This is a genomic window from Lactobacillus sp. UCMA15818, assembly GCF_030400225.1.
Classification (GTDB): Bacteria; Bacillota; Bacilli; order Lactobacillales; family Lactobacillaceae; genus Liquorilactobacillus.
Window position 1 is genome coordinate 40699 of record NZ_VJYB01000011.1, and the last position, 18862, is coordinate 59560.

At 38.7% G+C, this 18862-nt stretch carries 21 protein-coding genes and 4 pseudogenes; 13 read left to right on the top strand and 12 right to left on the bottom strand.

Annotated elements, in window-relative coordinates; all coding sequences use genetic code 11:
• Positions 1-58 precede the first annotated feature (58 nt).
• The 3 genes and pseudogenes from FFX44_RS10330 to FFX44_RS10340 form a co-directional block, all read right to left on the bottom strand.
• Positions 59-328: pseudogene (locus FFX44_RS10330) on the bottom strand (transposase); the annotation flags it as partial.
• Between the two features lie 340 nt (positions 329-668).
• The gene (locus FFX44_RS10335) at positions 669-1016 is read right to left on the bottom strand and encodes a type II toxin-antitoxin system PemK/MazF family toxin (RefSeq protein ID WP_057869868.1); all 348 of its coding nucleotides are present in this window, start codon (positions 1014-1016) and stop codon (positions 669-671) included.
• A complete protein-coding gene (locus tag FFX44_RS10340; protein ID WP_001748062.1) occupies positions 1016-1279 on the bottom strand; it encodes a type II toxin-antitoxin system PrlF family antitoxin in 264 nt (87 codons plus the stop codon). Before FFX44_RS10340 ends, FFX44_RS10335 begins: the two co-directional genes overlap by 1 nt.
• A gap of 77 nt (positions 1280-1356) precedes the next feature.
• Here FFX44_RS10340 and FFX44_RS10345 point away from each other — a divergent pair.
• The 3 genes and pseudogenes from FFX44_RS10345 to FFX44_RS10355 all read left to right on the top strand — a co-directional run.
• Positions 1357-1458, top strand: a pseudogene (locus FFX44_RS10345) (site-specific integrase); the annotation flags it as partial.
• Positions 1459-1603: 145 nt separating this feature from the next.
• Positions 1604-2335, top strand: coding sequence for a Fic family protein (locus tag FFX44_RS10350; protein ID WP_289980690.1), 732 nt, complete (start codon positions 1604-1606; stop codon positions 2333-2335).
• Between the two features lie 20 nt (positions 2336-2355).
• Positions 2356-2535 carry a hypothetical protein gene (locus FFX44_RS10355; RefSeq protein ID WP_057869869.1) on the top strand — a complete coding sequence of 60 codons (180 nt, stop codon included), beginning with the start codon at positions 2356-2358 and terminating at the stop codon, positions 2533-2535.
• Here FFX44_RS10355 and FFX44_RS10360 read toward each other — a convergent pair.
• Positions 2525-2803 carry a hypothetical protein gene (locus FFX44_RS10360; protein ID WP_057869870.1) on the bottom strand — a complete coding sequence of 93 codons (279 nt, stop codon included), beginning with the start codon at positions 2801-2803 and terminating at the stop codon, positions 2525-2527. The genes FFX44_RS10355 and FFX44_RS10360 overlap by 11 nt on opposite strands.
• Positions 2804-2819: 16 nt before the next feature.
• Entirely contained in the window at positions 2820-3023 is a 204-nt protein-coding gene (locus tag FFX44_RS10365) for a hypothetical protein (RefSeq protein WP_057869871.1), read from the bottom strand.
• Positions 3024-3291: 268 nt separating this feature from the next.
• Between FFX44_RS10365 and mobQ the strand changes: the two genes are divergently transcribed.
• Positions 3292-5352, top strand: a complete 2061-nt coding sequence (gene mobQ / locus FFX44_RS10370) for a MobQ family relaxase (RefSeq protein WP_289980696.1) — start codon at positions 3292-3294, stop codon at positions 5350-5352.
• 495 nt (positions 5353-5847) lie between these two features.
• Here mobQ and FFX44_RS10375 read toward each other — a convergent pair whose 3' ends face one another.
• A complete protein-coding gene (locus tag FFX44_RS10375; protein ID WP_057869873.1) occupies positions 5848-6513 on the bottom strand; it encodes a Crp/Fnr family transcriptional regulator in 666 nt (221 codons plus the stop codon).
• A gap of 200 nt (positions 6514-6713) precedes the next feature.
• On the opposite strand from FFX44_RS10375, the gene FFX44_RS10380 reads away from it, so the two are divergent.
• The 4 genes from FFX44_RS10380 to FFX44_RS10395 all read left to right on the top strand — a co-directional run bounded on the left by FFX44_RS10380 (position 6714) and on the right by FFX44_RS10395 (position 8425).
• Positions 6714-6935 (top strand): heavy-metal-associated domain-containing protein, encoded by a 222-nt coding sequence (locus tag FFX44_RS10380; RefSeq protein WP_024272221.1) that lies wholly within the window; start codon positions 6714-6716, stop codon positions 6933-6935.
• A gap of 12 nt (positions 6936-6947) precedes the next feature.
• Positions 6948-7502, top strand: coding sequence for a DNA starvation/stationary phase protection protein (locus FFX44_RS10385; protein ID WP_057869874.1), 555 nt, complete (start codon positions 6948-6950; stop codon positions 7500-7502).
• Between the two features lie 127 nt (positions 7503-7629).
• Positions 7630-7818, top strand: coding sequence for a hypothetical protein (locus FFX44_RS10390; RefSeq protein WP_265246882.1), 189 nt, complete (start codon positions 7630-7632; stop codon positions 7816-7818).
• 142 nt (positions 7819-7960) lie between these two features.
• Positions 7961-8425 carry an NUDIX hydrolase gene (locus FFX44_RS10395; RefSeq protein WP_224289080.1) on the top strand — a complete coding sequence of 155 codons (465 nt, stop codon included), beginning with the start codon at positions 7961-7963 and terminating at the stop codon, positions 8423-8425.
• A 382-nt stretch (positions 8426-8807) separates the two neighbouring features.
• Here FFX44_RS10395 and FFX44_RS10400 read toward each other — a convergent pair whose 3' ends face one another.
• The 4 genes from FFX44_RS10400 to FFX44_RS10415 all read right to left on the bottom strand — a co-directional run bounded on the left by FFX44_RS10400 (position 8808) and on the right by FFX44_RS10415 (position 12142).
• Positions 8808-9077, bottom strand: coding sequence for a metal-sensitive transcriptional regulator (locus FFX44_RS10400; protein WP_003643024.1), 270 nt, complete (start codon positions 9075-9077; stop codon positions 8808-8810).
• A gap of 23 nt (positions 9078-9100) precedes the next feature.
• On the bottom strand, positions 9101-9421 hold the full coding sequence (locus FFX44_RS10405; protein WP_003643543.1) for a thioredoxin family protein: 321 nt from the start codon (positions 9419-9421) through the stop codon (positions 9101-9103).
• A gap of 175 nt (positions 9422-9596) precedes the next feature.
• The gene (locus tag FFX44_RS10410) at positions 9597-11501 is read right to left on the bottom strand and encodes a heavy metal translocating P-type ATPase (protein WP_224289078.1); all 1905 of its coding nucleotides are present in this window, start codon (positions 11499-11501) and stop codon (positions 9597-9599) included.
• A gap of 467 nt (positions 11502-11968) precedes the next feature.
• Positions 11969-12142, bottom strand: coding sequence for a hypothetical protein (locus FFX44_RS10415; protein ID WP_134813758.1), 174 nt, complete (start codon positions 12140-12142; stop codon positions 11969-11971).
• Between the two features lie 236 nt (positions 12143-12378).
• Here FFX44_RS10415 and FFX44_RS12660 point away from each other — a divergent pair.
• A pseudogene (locus FFX44_RS12660) lies at positions 12379-12558 on the top strand (endoglucanase); the annotation flags it as partial.
• Positions 12553-12759, top strand: a pseudogene (locus FFX44_RS10420) (IS30 family transposase); the annotation flags it as partial. The pseudogenes FFX44_RS12660 and FFX44_RS10420, both read left to right, overlap by 6 nt.
• A 97-nt stretch (positions 12760-12856) precedes the next feature.
• Here the strand turns inward: FFX44_RS10420 and FFX44_RS10425 are convergent.
• Positions 12857-14536, bottom strand: coding sequence for an alpha-glucosidase (locus FFX44_RS10425; protein ID WP_289980709.1), 1680 nt, complete (start codon positions 14534-14536; stop codon positions 12857-12859).
• A gap of 26 nt (positions 14537-14562) precedes the next feature.
• Positions 14563-15900 carry an SLC45 family MFS transporter gene (locus FFX44_RS10430; protein ID WP_289980710.1) on the bottom strand — a complete coding sequence of 446 codons (1338 nt, stop codon included), beginning with the start codon at positions 15898-15900 and terminating at the stop codon, positions 14563-14565.
• A gap of 151 nt (positions 15901-16051) precedes the next feature.
• Between FFX44_RS10430 and FFX44_RS10435 the strand changes: the two genes are divergently transcribed.
• From FFX44_RS10435 to FFX44_RS10445, 3 genes are all read left to right on the top strand, one after another.
• Entirely contained in the window at positions 16052-17002 is a 951-nt protein-coding gene (locus tag FFX44_RS10435) for a LacI family DNA-binding transcriptional regulator (RefSeq protein ID WP_289980711.1), read from the top strand.
• A 91-nt stretch (positions 17003-17093) separates the two neighbouring features.
• Entirely contained in the window at positions 17094-18029 is a 936-nt protein-coding gene (locus FFX44_RS10440; protein ID WP_289980713.1) for an AEC family transporter, read from the top strand.
• Positions 18030-18046: 17 nt separating this feature from the next.
• A complete protein-coding gene (locus FFX44_RS10445) occupies positions 18047-18460 on the top strand; it encodes a MarR family transcriptional regulator (RefSeq protein ID WP_289980715.1) in 414 nt (137 codons plus the stop codon).
• Positions 18461-18862 lie beyond the last annotated feature (402 nt).

An 18862-nucleotide genomic window follows, 5' to 3' on the forward strand; every position in this document is an offset into this window, starting at 1 on the left:
TAGTTTTGCTAGTTTGGTAAAATATCATCATAGGAGCATTTTTATTTAGGGTTACACGTTATGAAGAGGGTCCGTGCCATAAGTCCTTCAAAACAAAAGAGATTAGTGAAAATCGTTCTTTGATTTTCACTAATCTCTTCTTTTGTGTTATAAAATAATTATAATTGGTGTTCTTCGCCACCAATTTTCTAATATTCATTGCCATCAAGGCAATTCCAGCCTCCCTTTTTACCTTTTCAAGCCCCCTAACTGAAAATCTTCTAAAACCTAAACAAGCCTTCAATCCACCAAAAACTGATTCAACGTCTATTTTACGTCGACCGTAAATTGAACCAGATTTTATTGATTCCATAAATAATTTACTAACAGAGAAGGATTTAGCACCGACTAGTTCAACTGAGAAGGGAAATTATTTTCTTAATTATGAAAGCAAATAATAAAAAGGACACTATTCCATTATTTGCAAACCGTTAAACGTAACCTAGAAAATCTTGGATTTAACGTAACTTGGGCGTTGAGCGATAGATAAATTTCCAATAAGCAGTTTAAGAGGGTCTATAAGTAATTAAATAACCCCTTAAAAACATTGTTAAAATAGCACCCCTATATCTATAATGTATATATAGGGTGTTATTATTTTTCTTTCATTAACAAATAACGTCTATTTTTCAGAAAAATTGTTGGATCTTTGTACTAATTGAACTAATTTCTTGCTGAGATAAAGTGGCCACAACTTCGCCATCTGATCGTTTTGTTGGATCGATGGCACGAACATGTTGCAATAATGCTGTGCCGTGAATTTCTTCCTTGTCTACCCCGATAAATAACGGTGATTTAACATACTTTTCCAGGGTACGATATTTATCAGATGTACTTATTGGTACAACAAGGATCGTATTAAAATAGCGATTATAGTGATCGTTGCTCACAATTAAACACGGTCGCTTTTTCTTAGTTTCAGTGCCTTTAGCCGGATCTAAATTAATCCACAAAATAGCGCCTTGTTTTAATTTCATTAATCAAAGTCTTCACTTTCTACGTCTTTACCCCAATCAACTTCTGTTGTACTGAGATTTCCAAACTTTTTTTCTTGTTCATCAACAAGTTGCCATAGATCCGGTTTACTACGAACAATCATTACTTTACCATTTGGTTCAATCTGCCATTCAATTGTGTCAGTAGACCGAACTTTTAACAGTTCACGTACTGTTTTAGGAATTGTAATCTGATTTTTACTTGTGATCTTCGAGCTAACCTTAGTTACATTGCCTGCACTCACAATATCATCTCCTTACTTTTTCCTTACAAAAATAATAACATAACTGCTTTAATATTTCAAGAAAAGGAGAAAAGACTATGCAACAAGTTGTCTTACCAATCAAAGATTCAAATGTTCTCAAAGAGGTTCAAGATTCGTTACTCAATAATTTCAAAGCTGGCCAGCGTAACTATACAATCTAAAAAATGTAGCGTAGCGACGTTCTTATTTGATTCTATTAAAAGGATGTGACGAATCTAAAATTTGCTGAATGGTCTTTAAAGCAAGAATAAAAGGGAGTAGAAGATTATGTATAGTCCATAAAGTGAAGAATACTTAAAAGATGTGCTAATTCGTTTTGCGTATCATTCGACAGGAATTGAGGGAAATACACTAACCTTAAATGATACTAGATTAATTTTAGCGTATGGCCAACTTCCAAGTGAAAAAGGGCATTCTTTAAAAGAGGTTTTTGAGGTAGAAAATCACCGACAAGCTTTTGACTATCTTTTTAAAGAAGCAACAGACAAAAGACCCTTTTTGCCGTTAATAGTGCGTAATTTTCACAGATTATTAACCGATCACATACTACCAGACGGCGGACAGTATAAGAGTCTGCCGAACTATATTCAGGGTGCGGAGTTTAAAACGGCAGAACCCTTTGAGGTATCTAACAAAATACAAGCCTGGTGTGATCAACTTAATCAAGCATTTCAAACTGATAAAAGCCTTGATGATACTTTGACTACTTTAATGGAAAAACATATTGAATTTGAAAGAATACACCCATTTAGTGACGGTAATGGTAGAACAGGAAGGATGTTGATTGATTATGGCTTGGTTCTAAAAAAAGAACCGATATTGGTTATTGAAAGAAAAAATCGTGATGAATATATCCAATATGAAGTTAACGAAGATGTACCAGGACTAGTTGAATATGCAAAAAACAAATTAACTAATGAACGAGAACGTATGCTAAATTTTTATCAAACGTCCGAGAGGATAAAAGCATTTCAAAAGAAAGAGTTCAATTTACTTCAAAAGACCACGAAGCCGTTTCTAAAGAACAACGAATAAAGAAATTAAATGATACCCAATTGAATGAAGAGTATACTAAGCTGAATCAGGCAAATACTAAGCAACAAAAAGAAATAGATTTAATTAGAAAAGAAATCAGTAATAGAACTCAAAATCAACTTAAAGAGTTTGCTAAAAAGAATCCAGAAATAGGCTTACAAAAAAACAAAGAGAACAAAAAATACAGCCCTAGTTTGTAGGATTGTCTTTTTTGAACTTATCAGGCTTTTTGTTTTTCACATAGTCAGAAAAAATTTTCAAAAATTGTTCTGTTTCATCAGTATTAAGATTGTCGATTTCAAAGTATTTATCTAAGAGTGCTCCTTTTTGAATTAATAATCTAGTTCGTTCTTTTCTTTTTTTAGCATTTTCATAATATTCTGATTGGCGAAGTTTGAAATTCTCTTGTTCTATTTTTTTCTTTAAACGTGCTTGCTGGTTGACCAACTTTTCATATTGATTAGTCATTTGAAACACCACCAATTTAGGCTTGATTATTTTTTAGAAAGTTAGAAACTTTTTGAGCGAGGGCTTTTATTTCAGCATTAGATAAATTAGCATAGTCTAAATTAGCTTGCTTAATAATTTGCTTACCTAAGTTCTGTTCAATCTTAACTTTTTCAGCCTTTATTTTTCGGTTAAGTTCTTCAAATTGTTGTTGTTGTTTTTGAAATTTGGTTAATGACATAACAGTTTCCTCCTAAATCGCTTAGTAAAGTCACTTAAATATTATCACTAAAAATAATTAATGACAACTGGTTAGTTGAATACCCACTAAAAAAATAGTAAAATAATAATAGATATTAAGGAATCATTGTTCGAGTTAAACGAGGTCAATGCGCACTTACACGTCATCAAAAATGACGTTGTGCTAAACCCATTAAAACCTGTATTAGAAGTCGCCGATGGCGACAACAAAGTTAAACCCATAGAACCAAAGTGAGAAGGTGACTGATATGGCAATCTTTCATATGAGTTTTAGTAATATTAGTGCCGGTAAAGGACGAAGTGCCATTGCCAGTGCTGCTTATCGAAGTGGTGAAAAGCTATTTGATGATAAGGAAGGTCGCCACTATTTTTATGCCCGATCGATCATGCCAGAAAGCTTTATTTTGACGCCAAAAAATTCACCTGAATGGGCGAGTGATCGAGAGCAGTTGTGGAATGAAGTTGAAAAGAAAGACCGTAAATCAAACTCACGGTATGCAAAAGAGTTTAACGTGGCTTTACCAATTGAGTTAAGTGTAGATGAACAAAAAACATTATTAACTAAATACGTGCAAGAAAACTTTGTTGATCAAGGCATGGTAGCCGATGTAGCGATTCATCGTGATCACCCAGATAATCCACACGCACACGTGATGTTAACCAATCGCCCATTTAACCCCGATGGTACTTGGGGACAGAAAACAAAAACAGAATACATTTTAGATAGTCATGGTAATAAAACTAAGACCCCTGCAGGGAATGTGAGAAACCGAAAAATTTGGTTGGTTGATTGGGATAAAAAAGAAAAAATAACTGAATGGCGGCACAATTGGGCGGCAAGTGTAAATCAGGCTTTAGAGCAAAAAAACATTCCTGATCGGATCAGTGAAAAATCATTTGTGGAACAGGGAATAGCTGACACACCAATGCAACACGAGGGAATCAATAGCAAACGGCATGAAAGAAAGGCATTTAATCAACAAGTTAAGAACTATCGTAAGTCCAAAGCTAGCTATAAAAATATGCAGGAAAAAGTAGCTAATCGAGGTCACTTAGATAGCCTAAGTAAACACTTCTCGTTTAACGAGAAAAAAGTGGTCAAAGAGTTAAGCCACGAACTGAAAACTTATATTAGTTTGGAAAGTTTAGATGATAAGCGGCGCATGCTATTTAATTGGAAAAACAGTACCTTAATTAAGCACGCTGTTGGTGAAGATGTCACTAAGCAATTATTGACAATTAACCAACAAGAAAGTTCACTAAAAAAAGCAGATGAGCTCTTAAATAAAGTAGTTGATCGCACGACTAAAAAACTTTATCCAGAGCTTGATTTTGAACAGACAACCGCGGCTGAACGACGGGAATTGATTAAAGAAACTAATAGTGAACAAACGATTTTCAAAGGCAGTGAATTAAACGAACGTTTAATGAATATTCGTGATGATTTATTGACCCGACAATTATTGACCTTTACCAAACGGCCATACGTTGGCTGGAAGTTATTAATGCAACAAGAAAAGGAAGTCAAAATCGAGCTTAAATATACGCTGATGATTCATGATGATAGCTTAGAAAGTCTAGAACACGTTGATCAAGCTCTACTAGAAAAGTATTCACCAACCGAGCAGCAAAAGATTACTCGCGCAGTCAAAGATTTGCGAACAATCATGGCTGTTAAGCAAGTTATTCAAACCCAATACCAGGAAGTTTTAAGAAGAGCCTTTCCTAACGGCAATTTTAATGAATTACCAATGATTAAACAGGAACAAGCCTATACAGCCGTGATGTACTATGATCCTGTTTTAAAGCCATGTCAGGCTGAAACAATTGAACAGTGGCAAGCAAATCCACCACAGGTGTTCAGTCCCCAAGAACATCAACAAGGACTAGCTTATTTATCGGGACAGCTGAGCTTAGATCAGTTAGAGAATCATCACCTACAACGGGTTTTAAAGCATGATGGTACTAAACAACTCTTTTTTGGCGAATGCAAAGCTGATCCGACGATTAAGAACAGTCAAATCGAGAAAATCCAAAAGCAGTTAAAAGAGCAACAAGCCAAGGACGACCAGTACAGAAAAGCAAATATGGGGCATTATCAACCGCTAAATTACAAGCCAGTTAGTCCAGACTATTACTTAAAGACGGCCTTTAGTGACGCGATCATGACTGTTCTATATGCTCGTGATGAAGATTACGAACGACAAAAACAGGCACGCGGCTTAAAAGAGACTGAGTGGGAAATGACGAAAAAGCAACGGCAACACCAAACTCGAAACCGGCATGAAGATGGGGGTATGCACTTGTAATTTAAATGTAAAACGGCGAATTGACAAACCGTTGCACTTAGTTTGACAATTCGCCCTTTAAACTATTCAAAATAACTGCTACAATTTGTGACATGGAGACCGTTCTTCTTTCCTAATTGTTTGTAGTGACTCAATTAGAAGATTAACGGTCTTCTTTTAATTTGTTAAGGCCGAACGTCCTACCGAGTAAAATTTTACACTAACACTGGAGTTATCGAACTCTCTTAACTTATTTAATGCAGATACACTGCACAATAACAAGAAAAATATTGGCAGCATAAATCTACCATCTTAATAGTCCTGAATTAGTAGCTGATGGGTTGTGAATGTTAATGTAAAGGTCAAGATTACTTCTGAATTATCGGCATGCAGGAGCTGTTAGTGCCTGTAAATCACCTTATGAGGCAGCGTGATGGTTGACGTAAAAGCCCCCGGATGACTAACAGTGATTTCGCTAGTCATCCGGGGGATTAAGGATAATTTAATTAGTAGTCATTATTCAGTTAATAATAGCTGGTCGGCATCGTTAATTTCGATGACCTTGCCAGGCTTTTGCGTAATTAGGCCTTGACGCTCGAATAAGGCGAGCTTACGGCTGATGCTTTCAGGGGTGGTGCCGAGGAACGTCGCCAGGTCCTTTTTCTTTAATGGTAGTTTAAACGTGTCGGTTTTGAGCGCTGCCGCTGTTTCAGTGATATAGTTCGCTAAACGGGCTTCGACGGATTCAGTGGCCGTGCTGGTTGTTTGACGTTCCAGTTGACTGAGACGTTTGCCAAAGACGTTTAAGACGTTGATGCTGATACTGGGATATTTTTGCATCAAGTCTTGAAAGTCTGAACGGCGAATACTGCAAACATCCGTCGTTACTAAGGCTTCACCGAATGAGGTTCGCCGTTGATTTTTAAATAAGGCAGCTTCGCCATCGATATCACCAGTTTGTAATAGGTATAGTAACTGCTCGCGACCATTGGCAGCTAGCTGATAGACTTTAACCTGCCCATTGGCAACAATCATCAGTGAATCCAGTGGATCGTCAGCACCAAATAAAGTGCTGCCGGCTGGATAGTGGTGGTGACGAACGATCGATTCGATGGTGTCTAATTGTTCACTACCGAGTTCGCTAAAAATTGGGACTAACTGCACACATTCATGTTCTGCCATAAGGCCCACCTCCTGAATAAATTCACCCTAACTATAACAGATTTTGCTTGGTAGATAGGGTTTGACGTTTTAAATTTCCTACTGTTTTAATAACTATATTGTAGCGTAAAACTTTTTTGAATTTCTTGACGGCCGTCAAGTTCTGATCAATCAAATCCGGTTATGATGGAACCATCAAATGAACGACACGGAGGTAATTGATTATGAAAATTATTATGCAATTAGGAACGTTGACTTGCCCATCATGCATGACCAAGATCGAAAAGGCCGTTGCTAACCATGACGGCGTTGAGAATGTTAAGGTGCTATTCAATGCCAGCAAGGTCAAGGCTAACTTTGATCCTGAAGTGACGAATGCCGATGATTTGGCACAAGTTGTTACCGGACTTGGTTACGAAGTTGAAAACGTCAAGGTTAAGTAGGAGGAATAAACGATGAGTGAACTGACGATCGACGAACAATACGCAGCGGAATTAAAACAGAGTGACATTGATCACCATGTCCCAACAGCGGGCGCAATGACGAATCACATTTTATCTAACTTAATGGTTGCTTATGTTAAGTTGACCCAAGTGAAGTGGTACGTTAAAGGACCACAATCATTGGCATTGCGGACAGCATATCAACGTTTGTTAGATCAGAATGTCCGTCAGTTTGCTGAATTAGGCGAATTACTCCTAGATGAAAACCAGAAGCCATCTTCCACAACGGCTGAATTAACCAAGTATTCCATGTTGGAAGAAAATGGGGCTTTCAAGTATCAATCTGCTGATGAACTCGTGGCTGCAACAATCAAGGATTTTGATACGGAAAACCTATTCGTTGACCGGGCTATCAAGCTTGCTGAAAAAGAAACCCGGCCGGCACTGGCGGCTTGGTTAGTTGCTTATCGTGGCAGTAACAATTGCAATATTCGGGAATTACAAGCTTATCTTGGTAACGATGCTCGAACTGGTTTGGAGGAAGAAGATGAGGATGACAACGATTAGGTCGTTGTCGCTGAAAAATTAAACGCTCTGGATAGCGACTGTGTGGGCAAACTATCCAGGGCGTTTTTGCTATTACAACGGGCCTGCGCTATACTAACGACAATTAAATTAATGGGAGAGCCCCGAGATGGCGATTAGCGATATTGTGATGTGGACATTTGTCTTTATTATTGCGACTGGGTTCGTAACGGTGGTTTCAACGGCGGTGCTGTTGAAACGAGCAAAACGAGCGCCCAAGGATGCTGAGCAGTCCCACAGTGATGACGACGATGATTGGAACCATGATGACTGGAAAAAGGGCGATTGGAAAGATTGACTCGATAAGTTGCCTGACAGATACGATGTTTAACTGCGTCAACTGGTACTAAAAAGACGGTATAACCAAAACTCCACAAGATTCCAGTACACCTAACAGAATTCACAAAAAGATGATTGCAAATAGAAAGTAGGCAACTTCAATGGGAACTGATTATATAAGGTCTTTGAGAAAAAGTGTTGGACACCAACCGATTATTTTAGCATTTTCGGGTGGTATATTAGAAAATGATAAACATGAGATTCTCTTACAAAGACGAACAGATTTTGATGCATGGGGTCTCCCAGGTGGTGCAATTGAATTTGGCGAGACAGCCCCAGAAGCATGTAAAAGAGAATACCTAGAGGAAACTGGTCTCTCTGTTGAAGTCAATTCTTTACTTGGAGTCACTACTAATCACATCCAAGAATATCCAAATGGTGATGTTGCACAGGCCGTTGTTATCGAATTTGTTGTGCGGTTAATTGGTGGGCATGAGAATGTGACTAGCCCTGAGACAAGCAAGTTGCAATATTTTGCTCAAGGGGATTTACCAGAAATCTTTAATAAACAACATTATCGAAGCATTCAGCGATATTTTGACAAAAAATTTCCGTATTATGATTAGGAAGATTTAAATGAATTTTTTTCATGATATTGTTTCCCAGAAAAGTTTAATCTGTGACTTTGATAGTTACTCTGAGCAGTTATGGCTTCTTTCGCCGGGTTTAATGGTGGCTTGGAAAGCGTAGATATTTTTGATTTTCTGCACAGAATACTCCGGCTAAGAAAATGTTTATAAGAGATCAGAATCATTCATTTTATAGGACAGGCCTGCAAATATAGTGTGAACACATTTGTAGATTTGTGAGAATTCACGAGACGAATGATTGATAAATCTGGAGCAAAAAATTGTTTTCTTCGGAATAAAATAAACCCCCTGAGTTTGGATTTACTCCAGATCAGGGGGTTCGCTTTACCGCGAGATTGACGACACCGTCTTTTTTGCGTTATTTGGTTTTTAGCAGTAGATCCAAGGAGTGTTCAAGATTCTGAACATCAGCCGTGGTCATCGCATCTACACAATTATTAATATTACGGGCGATGACGAGTTTCATGGCCTTGTCGATACTTGATTTCACTGCTGAAAGTTGAACCAAGACATCTTCGCAAGGACGATTTTCGTCCATCATACGTAAAACGCCGTCCAGTTGACCAGCCGAGCGTTTCAGCCGGGTCTTGATCTGCTTGCTAGTGACATATTCTTCAGTAGTTGCCATGATTCATGATGCCCCCTTCGTAATTAGGCAAGTGCTTTTTTGAGTTCGGCTTCAAAATCAGGCTTAGGACGTGCTCCGACCATGTGACTGACGACTTGGCCATCTTTCTTAATCAGGAAGGTTGGAATTCCTTGAACTTGGAATTGACTGGCCGTAGCTTGGTCATGGTCAATGTTCAATGAAACGAAGTTGACCTGATCCTTGTAAGCTGGGTCTTCAGAAAGGGACTTAAGAATTGGGTCCATCATGCGACATGGTGGGCACCAGTCTGCGCGAAAATCAATAACGGCGATACCAGTATCTGTTTCTTTGGCAAAATCTTGGTCATGTATTTCTTTAATCATTTTGAATGACTCCTTAGTAATTATTATTCATTAAACAATATACCCCCTGGGTATTTATAAGAAAGTTATTTGTCCAGATGTGACCAGTCCTAAAACGGCCCCCCGACTAGCTGGGAAGACTAGTTGGTGGGCCGCTATTGGTGGCTAGGCCTGTAACCAAGTTGGGGAGACTTGATTAAGCTGTGGCTGCTTGAATGGTTTTAGTTGGTTGGTGCTTGTCGAACCTGGTTTGGAAATTGATTAACCGCATAGCGTTGAAGATAACGGCTAAGATACTAGCTTCATGGACAAACATCCCACTGGCCATGTAGATATAACCGAAGATTAGCCCAATCAGTAGGAAGGCCACGGTGGCAATGGCGATGAAGATGTTTTCACGAGTGTTCGAGACAGTTTTCTTGGCGAGACCGTGGGCGTGTACTAATGCGGGGAAGCTTGATTGCATCAAGACGACATCGGATGTGTCGATGGCAACATCAGTCCCACTACCCATTGCGATTCCGATATCGGCGTTAGCGATTGAAGGACTGTCGTTGATTCCATCTCCAATAAAGGCGACCGTGTTACCGGCTGCTTTTAGTTTCTTAACGTATTCGACTTTTTCTTCTGGCAAGAGGTTGGCGTGAACTTCATCTAGGTTCAATTCGTTAGCAACGGCTTGAGCGGTGAGTTCATTGTCTCCAGTTAGCATAATGAGCTTTTTGATTCCTTGGGCTTTTAATGCGGCGAGGGAATCCTTCACGCCTGGACGAATCGTATCGGCAATACCGAAGATGAGTTGAACTTGTCCGTCGACTGCCATGATAACGGTTGATTGACCAACAGCTTGTAAATCATTGAGATCTTTGAGTTGGGTAGGATTTAGTTTGATATTATGAGCTGTCAACATCTTTTGATTACCAATGACAACTTCTTGCTTACCGACTTGTGCGCAGATTCCTTGGCCCTTAACGGTTTCAGTGTCATCTAGGACGGGAGCACCCCCCGCTGACTGCTGGTCGGCATAACTGGCGATTGCTTGGCCTAACGGATGGTCGGAAACCCCCTCAATAGCGGCGGCGATAGCTAGTTGATTATCCGCATTGTTTGTGTAAGTGTGCATGGTTGTAACGGCAGTGTTACCTTCCGTTAAAGTACCGGTCTTATCGAAGACCAGGGTATCGACTTTGGCAAAAGTATCGACGACTTCACCACCCTTGATCAGGATACCGCGCTTGGCGCCATTCCCAATTCCGGCAACGTTTGACACTGGGGCGCCGATAACTAAGGCACCTGGGCAACCGAGAACTAGTACAGTGATTGCTAAGCGGAAGTCACGGGAGAAGGCGAAGACTAGGACTGCTAAAACGAGGACAGCAGGCGTATAATATTGAGCAAAGCGGTCGATGAACTTTTCAGCTTTGGACTTGGTATCTTGAGCTTCTTCAACCAATTCAATAATTTTTGCAAAAGTCGTGTCGTCGCCAACCTGAGTCGCTTTGATCTTCAGATAGCCATTTTCAACCATTGTTCCGGAGTAAACCGAGTCCTTGAGTTGCTTGTTGATTTGGCGTGCTTCACCCGTAATTGAGGCTTCGTTAAGGTAGCCGTTACCTTCAACAACAATCCCGTCAACGGGAACCTGACTCCCGGTTTTAACTAGGACAACGTCACCTTCGTCCACATCATCAACGTCGACCTCTTCGGTGCCATCATCAGTAACTAAAGTTGCGGTAGTTGGTGACATGTCAGTCAAGCCTTTGATTGCGGTCCGCGTCTTCTGCAAGGTCTTGTTTTCGAGATAGGAGCCAAACAAGAAGAGGAAAGTAACGATTGCGGATTCGTTGAATTCACCAATAATGAATGCCCCAATCACTGCGATACTAACTAACAGTTCAATACTGAAAACTTTGTTCCGAAGTGCGCTCCAAGCACGAACCGCAATCGGAATGACGGCAATAATTGAAGCAACTGCTAAAATGACTTGGTAACCGAGCGTAAATTGTAAGAGATATTTACTGAGCATCCCAAGAACAATCAGAATCCCCGTAACTAATGTAATTTGATTCGTATGTTTAGTGAGAAATAATTGGAATTTCATAATTTGCAACTCCTTATTTGATTTGATGACCCTAGTATAGTGAGTTCAGCTTGATGGCAACTTGATAGGCGTCAAGTTTTGCAAAATAACAGTATTAATTTCGGATGGGCTGATTATTGCTGACAGTGATTATGATTAAAACGTGCTATTTTTTAAATCCAAAAGCAGCCAGCTTAGGCCCGCTGGAAAAAGTCCGAGTTAGCGTAAAATTGCTTAGTTGGCGCGTCCTACACCGACTTCCAGGAATTTCTGCCAATTGCTGGAACGCGGTGGACACAGATTTAAGCCGAAGACCACGTCTTAAATACTGGTCTTCCACTAACCAAGCCAAGGACGCTTGCTAAGTGGAATTTCACCGCTGAGCATTGGCCGAAACGCCTTCCAGTCGGGACAGTGTTCGAATGGCGGACAAAGATGTACCTAACATTTGATGGCTTTGTCGTTGCTTTTCATAACCGGTAATTGTGTCAATCGACTGTCAGACTGAAATTGATATTGAGATAACTCACTAATTCTGAATCAGCGTAGTAAGATTTAATCTCCCGACAAAGTGCTAATGCACCTAACACTTTGTTTAAAGTTCCAGTATCAAAATAGTCAACGATAAATTGCGCTAAGTTCGGTGGTTGTTTATCAGCCATTCGAGCGGCTTACCGAAACGTGCTCGGTGCCACTGAAGCCTGCGTTAGCTCAAATCGACGTCGGCTTACGTTCCAGCAATTGGCACCCAGCCCAGGAAGTCGGCATAGGACGCACATCGGCTGACGAACAGTAAGCCAACTAAATAACACGTTTTAACCATGTTTCATGACAAGTTAACGGAAGAATAAATAGGATGATCGAGTTTGAGTAAACAAGAGGTATAGGAGGGAAAAACGTGGATTATCAAATAACGCAGGCCAATCAACCCTTGATGCCGGCATACTTTCAGGGGCGTTGGGCGGTCAAGCAAATTGCGGATCGAGACGTGATGTATAGCACTAATTTGGGTGCTGAAATCGATTTTCAAGTCACTGATGCTAGTTATGTGCGGTTGACATTCTTGCCGTTGGCGTATACTCCAGCTGAACGTGGTAGTAATGAACGCTTTAATCGGAATTTACGTTATTTTTATCCTAAAGGGACTCGTTTTGAGCACATTAGTGCTCAAGATTTAACGACGACGTTACTCCAAATTAACCAGCGACCGCTTAAAATACTCGACTGGCAAACACCGTATCAGGTTATGCTGACAAATTTGTCCAAAAATTCGGATTAAATTTGCAATCTACCTTTTAAAAATAAGAAGGAATCTAAAAAAGCGGTAACTACAAAGTTAAAAGGTTTGACTTTGTAGTTACCGCTTGAAAACAATTTTAATCCGTTTCAAAAACAACCGCTTGATAAGGATGCAAAATTAAATTAGTAGCATCTTGAACTAAGTTGGTTTGACTGTTAAGTAGAAGTGAGCCGGTAGGAAGGGAGACTTTTTGACTTTCGGCAGACAAATTAACGAAAACACTAATTATTTGTTCTCCCAGTTGGCGTTGATAGGCGATGACGTCATCAGGAACCGGGAGTTCAATTAATTTGCCATCGATTAAGGTTGACCGATAGTGCGGATTATGCCGTAATTTTCCCATTGCTCGATAGAAGTTCAGTACAGATGTAGGATCTAAATTTTCATCTGTTACGTTAATTTTTTGGCGATCATTTCCCATGCTTAACCAAGGCTGAGTCCTTGAGAAACCACCAAAGCTGGTATTATCCCATTGCATTGGTGTCCGAGCATTATCACGAGAACGATCATTTAAAAGCTCTAGTGCTTGTTGTGGCTGGAAGCCAGCTTTGAGAGCCATTTGATAATTGTTAATTGATGAAACATCATTAAACTCAGAAATTTTAGTTCGCTGAAAGTTCTTCATGCCAATTTCTTGACCTTGGTAGATGAATGGAACTCCTGGTAAGAAATAGTACATGGCCGCTAAAGCTTTGGCAGCTTGAGGAGTTTGTTCAGCTTTGTTGCGAATTAGTTTTGATAGAACGCGAGGTTGGTCATGGTTTTCTAAGACATTGGCCGTCCAGCCACCAGCTTGCTTAATTGATTTTTGGGCCGAAAAGATGGTGTCTTTCAACTCTTTAATCGACCAGTCAGCCTTACCACGATACCATTCGTCAACATTGGCAATATCAATATTAAGGTAACTGAAATCAAAAATCATCGAGAAATAGCCATCAGGACCAATGAATTGTGGTAAATCACCTGCCGGAACACCATAGGCTTCACCTACTGTAACGGCATTATATTTATCAAAAGTAGCTGCCTTTAATTCATCAAGGAACTTATTTAAACCAGGTCGGTTTTGCCCCTTTTTAGTTACAGCAACTAGACCATCATCACCGTCTGGTGGTAGACTAGCCCAATCAAGATCCTTTTTCAGGTGAGTAATCGCATCAATTCGGTAACCAGCAATTCCTTTATCGAGCCACCAATTTATCATTTGATAAATTGCGTGCCGTAATTTAGGATTTTCCCAATTTAGTTCCGGTTGTTGCGGAGCAAATGTATGAAAATAATAAGTTCCGGGCTCATTGGGGACCTCTGTCCAAGTAGAACCGCCAAAAATACTGCGCCAATTATTCGGAACTTTTCCATCGGTAGTTTTTTTGAAGATATAATATTTACGATAAGGACTGCTTGGATCGGCCAATGCTTGTTTGAACCAAGTATGTTGATCTGAGGTATGGTTGACAACTAAATCCATAATCAATTTGATTCCTCTTTTTTTGGCTTCGACCAACAGTTGGTCAAAGTCAGCCATAGTACCAAATTGCGGATCAATTGCTTGATAATCGGAAATATCGTATCCCATGTCGACCATCGGTGATTGGTAAACAGGAGAAAGCCAAATCATGGTAACTCCCAGTGATTTTAGATAATCTAAATGCTGAATGACTCCTTGTAGATCACCAATTCCGTCATTGTTTGTATCCTGAAATGAACGTGGATAAACTTGATAGACAATCTCACCTTTCCACCAACGAGTATTTGTCATCTAAATCAGCTCCCTTTTTCTCTATCTTATATTTTTTCTTTAATTAATGAAACTGAAAGACTACCAATTAACATTAAAATTCCTGAGATTAAAATCATTGCAGGAAATTTACTTCCAACTGCTGGAAAAATTGCAAACGAAGCGACTGAAGCAACAATTTGTGGTAAGCAAATTGAACCATTGAATAGACCAAGGTAAGTTCCCATATGTGAATAACCATCAAGTGCGTTGGTAACCATAATGAAAGGATAAGCCATCATGCCAGCCCATGAGATACCAATCAGGATAAATGAGAATAACAAGCCAAATTGTGAATGAATGAAGAAAACTGAAATAAAGCCGATTGCACCTAAAAATAATGATAAGGTGTAGCCAAGTTTATTTTTACCAGCCGGAATTTTTGATAAAACCAGTGACCAGATAACAGCAGCAACTGCATAAACGGCTGATAAGATTCCAAACCAATTAGCACCAGCTTGATAACCAGAACTGGTTGGATCAGCAGCATGATAGACTGTTGCCGCAACGTCGCCAGCACCATAAGTCCAAAGATACTGGAAAGCCATCCAGCAGAAAAATTGAGTTAAAGTAACACTCCAAAAAGTTTTTGGTGCTTCTTTTAATAACTGCAGCATACTTTTGCTTTTTTCGTTAGCGTTGTCTTCATTTAAAGCTACACCATGATATTTCTTGTAAGTATCATTATCATATTCATGGACTGAAAAAACTGAAATTAAAGAAAAAATAACCAGAATTACTGCTCCTACATAAAATGAAATTCGAACAGAATCAGGAACTTGACCTGCAGCTGCTGTATTAGCCACACCGATAGCTGTCAAAAGGTAAGGAAAAATTGTTGCTAAAACAGAACCGGTATTGGACAAAAAGCTTTGAATTGAATAAGCATATGATTTTTGCTTTTCGTTGACCATATCACCAACAACCATCTTAAATGGCTGCATAGCAACATTTGAACTCAAATCCATAAATAAAATAGCAATTGCGCCAAACCATAAGGCAGTTGAAGTTTTGAAGCCGAAACTGCCTGAATTTGGTAATAAAAACATTACAATAACTGAGACTAAAGCGCCAACTAGCAAGTAAGGCATTCGCCGTCCAAAGCGTTTACTCCATGTTCGATCAGATAAATAGCCAACGATTGGTTGGACAACCATTCCTGCTAATGGGGGTAAAATAAAGAAGAAGCCAAGCTTGGTTGGGTCTGCTCCAAGAGTTTGAAAAATTCTTCCCATTTGAGAACTTTGTAAAGAAAACGCCATTTGAACTCCGAGAAAACCAAAACTTAACATCCAAATGGTGGATAATGGCAAATTAGGCAAAGTAGTTTTATTTTTGTTTTCCATTGTAGACACTCCTAAAATAAATAGTTGAAATCGATTTCACAAATTAATTGTAGCACGCTAATTTTATTTCGAAAACGCTTAAAACTCTGTTAGCGCTAACAAGATTTTTCGGCTAACAGAGTATAGTAAAATAATTTTGGAGGTGAGGTTCATGATAACATTAGCTGATGTTGCCAAAGAATCACATGTTTCAACGATGACGGTCTCAAGAGTGTTGCATCATCCCGAACAGGTTTCAGATGAAGTCAGACAAGCTGTTCAGCAAGCTATTAGCAAGTTAGGTTATAAGCCTAGTCGAGTTGGACAAGCTTTATCACAGCAACGCCAATTTGCTATTCAATTTCTAATTTTAGAAGATATTCAACAAGTCGATCCATACTATGCCAAGCTATTGTTATATATTGCAGATTATTTGCGTGAACAAGGTTATACATTGGAGATTAGTCATGATTTGACTGATCATTCTAGTCAAGTTGATGGAACCTTTGTCAGCGGTGCAAGACAACAAGACTTGCCATTATTAACCAAGTCATCTGATCCGATCGTATCTTATGGTCAGCTTGATCAAACGATTAAATATGTTGATATTGATAATTTCCAAGGCACCTATCAAATGACACACTATTTAGCAAAGTGTGGGTATCAAAACTTGCTTTATTTTGGACTTGATTTGAACGAGGCTTTTGCGATTTCGCGTGAGGAAGGGTATTTGCAAGCCATGACGGAATTAAATAAAATGCCAACTATTTTTCGGATCGATAATACTGAACAGACAGCAGCCAACCTAATCGAGCAATTAATTATAACTGATAATAGTGCGATTGTTGCGGCCACTGATCGGATTGCAATTGGAGCTTTACAACAACTTTTACACTTGGGTATTAAAATTCCCGCTGACGTTGGAGTAACTGGCTTTGATGGCGTCTTTATTAATCAGATTTCATTACAATACTTAACCACGGTACAGCAACCGCTTAAAAAAATTGCCCAATCAATGGTTGAACTGCTGTTAGGAATGATTGAAAAACGCCCTGGAAAGTCAACTTTAATTCCCCCACAATTATCAATTGCACAAACAACTCGAGCATTAGAAGAGAAATGAATCTAATGCGGTCTTGACAAGTTGTTTTCAAAATCCCACTATTACAACTGTTAACTAGTTAACTAATTTTTTGGAAGTGGGAGACGGTCACATGAATATAGGGCTGTTGTTTAATCAAATTTTTTTGATGTTTTGTTTAATGTTATTAGGCTTATTGGCCAACAAGATAAAATTTATTCATGAACAAACTGCTAATGATTTAACTAATATTTTATTATATTTAGTTTCACCTTGTTTAATTATCAAATCTTTTGAAATTCACTATTCAGCTCAGCGTTTAGATCAGTTATTATTGATTGCCAGTTCAATGCTGATTATCTATTCATTGCAGATTTTGTGCTCAAAGTTGATCTTTCATGCAGTTACGGATCCACGGTTGCAGCGAATTACAAAATTTGGCAGCATCTATTCAAATGCTGGTTTCATTGGAATTCCGCTAGTCAGTTCGTTGTTTGGTGATCGGGGTGTTTTTTATGCAGTAGTACCGATTGTCTTTTTTAATCTTTTTAATTGGACTCATGGAGTTGCTTTATTTAACAAAGAAGAAAGTAAAATCGGAATCAAGCAAGAATTTTTTCGGGTCATATTTAATCCTAACATTATAGCAATTTTGCTAGGTGGGTTAATTTTTGCTAGTTCACTGCAACTTCCAGGAATTTTAAAGCAATTGATTAACGATATCAGTGCAATTAATACACCACTATCAATGTTGGTAATTGGTAATAGTTTTGCTAATATCACTTTAAAAGATTGCCGTTTGAGTTGGGAGTTGGTAGCAGCAGTTTTTTTACGGAATTTGATTTATCCATTGTTGACAGTAGTGGTTATCTCATTTTTAGGAATTACCGGAATGGCTCAAGCGGCAGTTGTTTTGATGATGGCTTGTCCAGTTGCCGGAATTGTTGTGTTATTTACACTGCAGCAACATGAAGACCCATCGCCGGCAATCACTCTAATGAGTTTATCAACTTTGTTGAGTGTGATCACTATTCCATTAGTATTTATTATCAGTCGGAAATTTTTTTGAAAAAGGAGCTGGAGTATTTGCAAGCAGCAATTCAAAAAGACTTAACGCATGCGCTTAATCAATCAGCACGAAGGATTAATAATTTATTAAATGAGGAACTGAAAAATTATCATATTTATGCTTCACAATATCAACTTTTGGTCAATATTAAACGCTATCATGGAGAAAGCTCACAGAAATTAGCCCAAATTCTAAATATCAAGCCAGCGGCTGTTAGCCGGACGCTAAAAGTGTTGGTCGATAAAGAGTTGATTACTCGGCAAACAGCAACAGATCACCGAACTTATCAACTTGAAATTACTAACAAAGGTAATTCTTTATTACAAGAATTGGCAAAGCGAGATACGACTATTTTTGCTAATTATTTTGGCCATTTAACAGCCAGTGAAGTTGAACAACTGTTATCTTTAGTAAAGAAACTTAATTACTGATTTTTAAAAGTGGTTTTTTTGCCGCCAAAATCCCCAAAGGGCAATTAAAATTAATAATAAGGCAATGACAATAGAAATTACTGGTCGTTGAAGGGTTAGATCTCGTAGTAATAAAAGAATGCCACGAATTAGTTTTAAAAGATGATACATAGTAAACCTCCTGAAGTGCTTGTTTTTAGCTCTATATTTAGCATTTTATCTCAACTAAATAATTTATGTTGACTGGAAACTTTGGTGTCGTTAATAATAAAATGGACTTTAGAAAATTTTATATGTAAAGTGAACCCCCAAGATTGGACGTAAATCCAATCTTGGGGGTTTTACTATAATGAAATTTAATTTGAACTTCAAAATAAAAGTTGTAACCGAATATTTAAGTGGTATCGGTTCTACCACATTAGC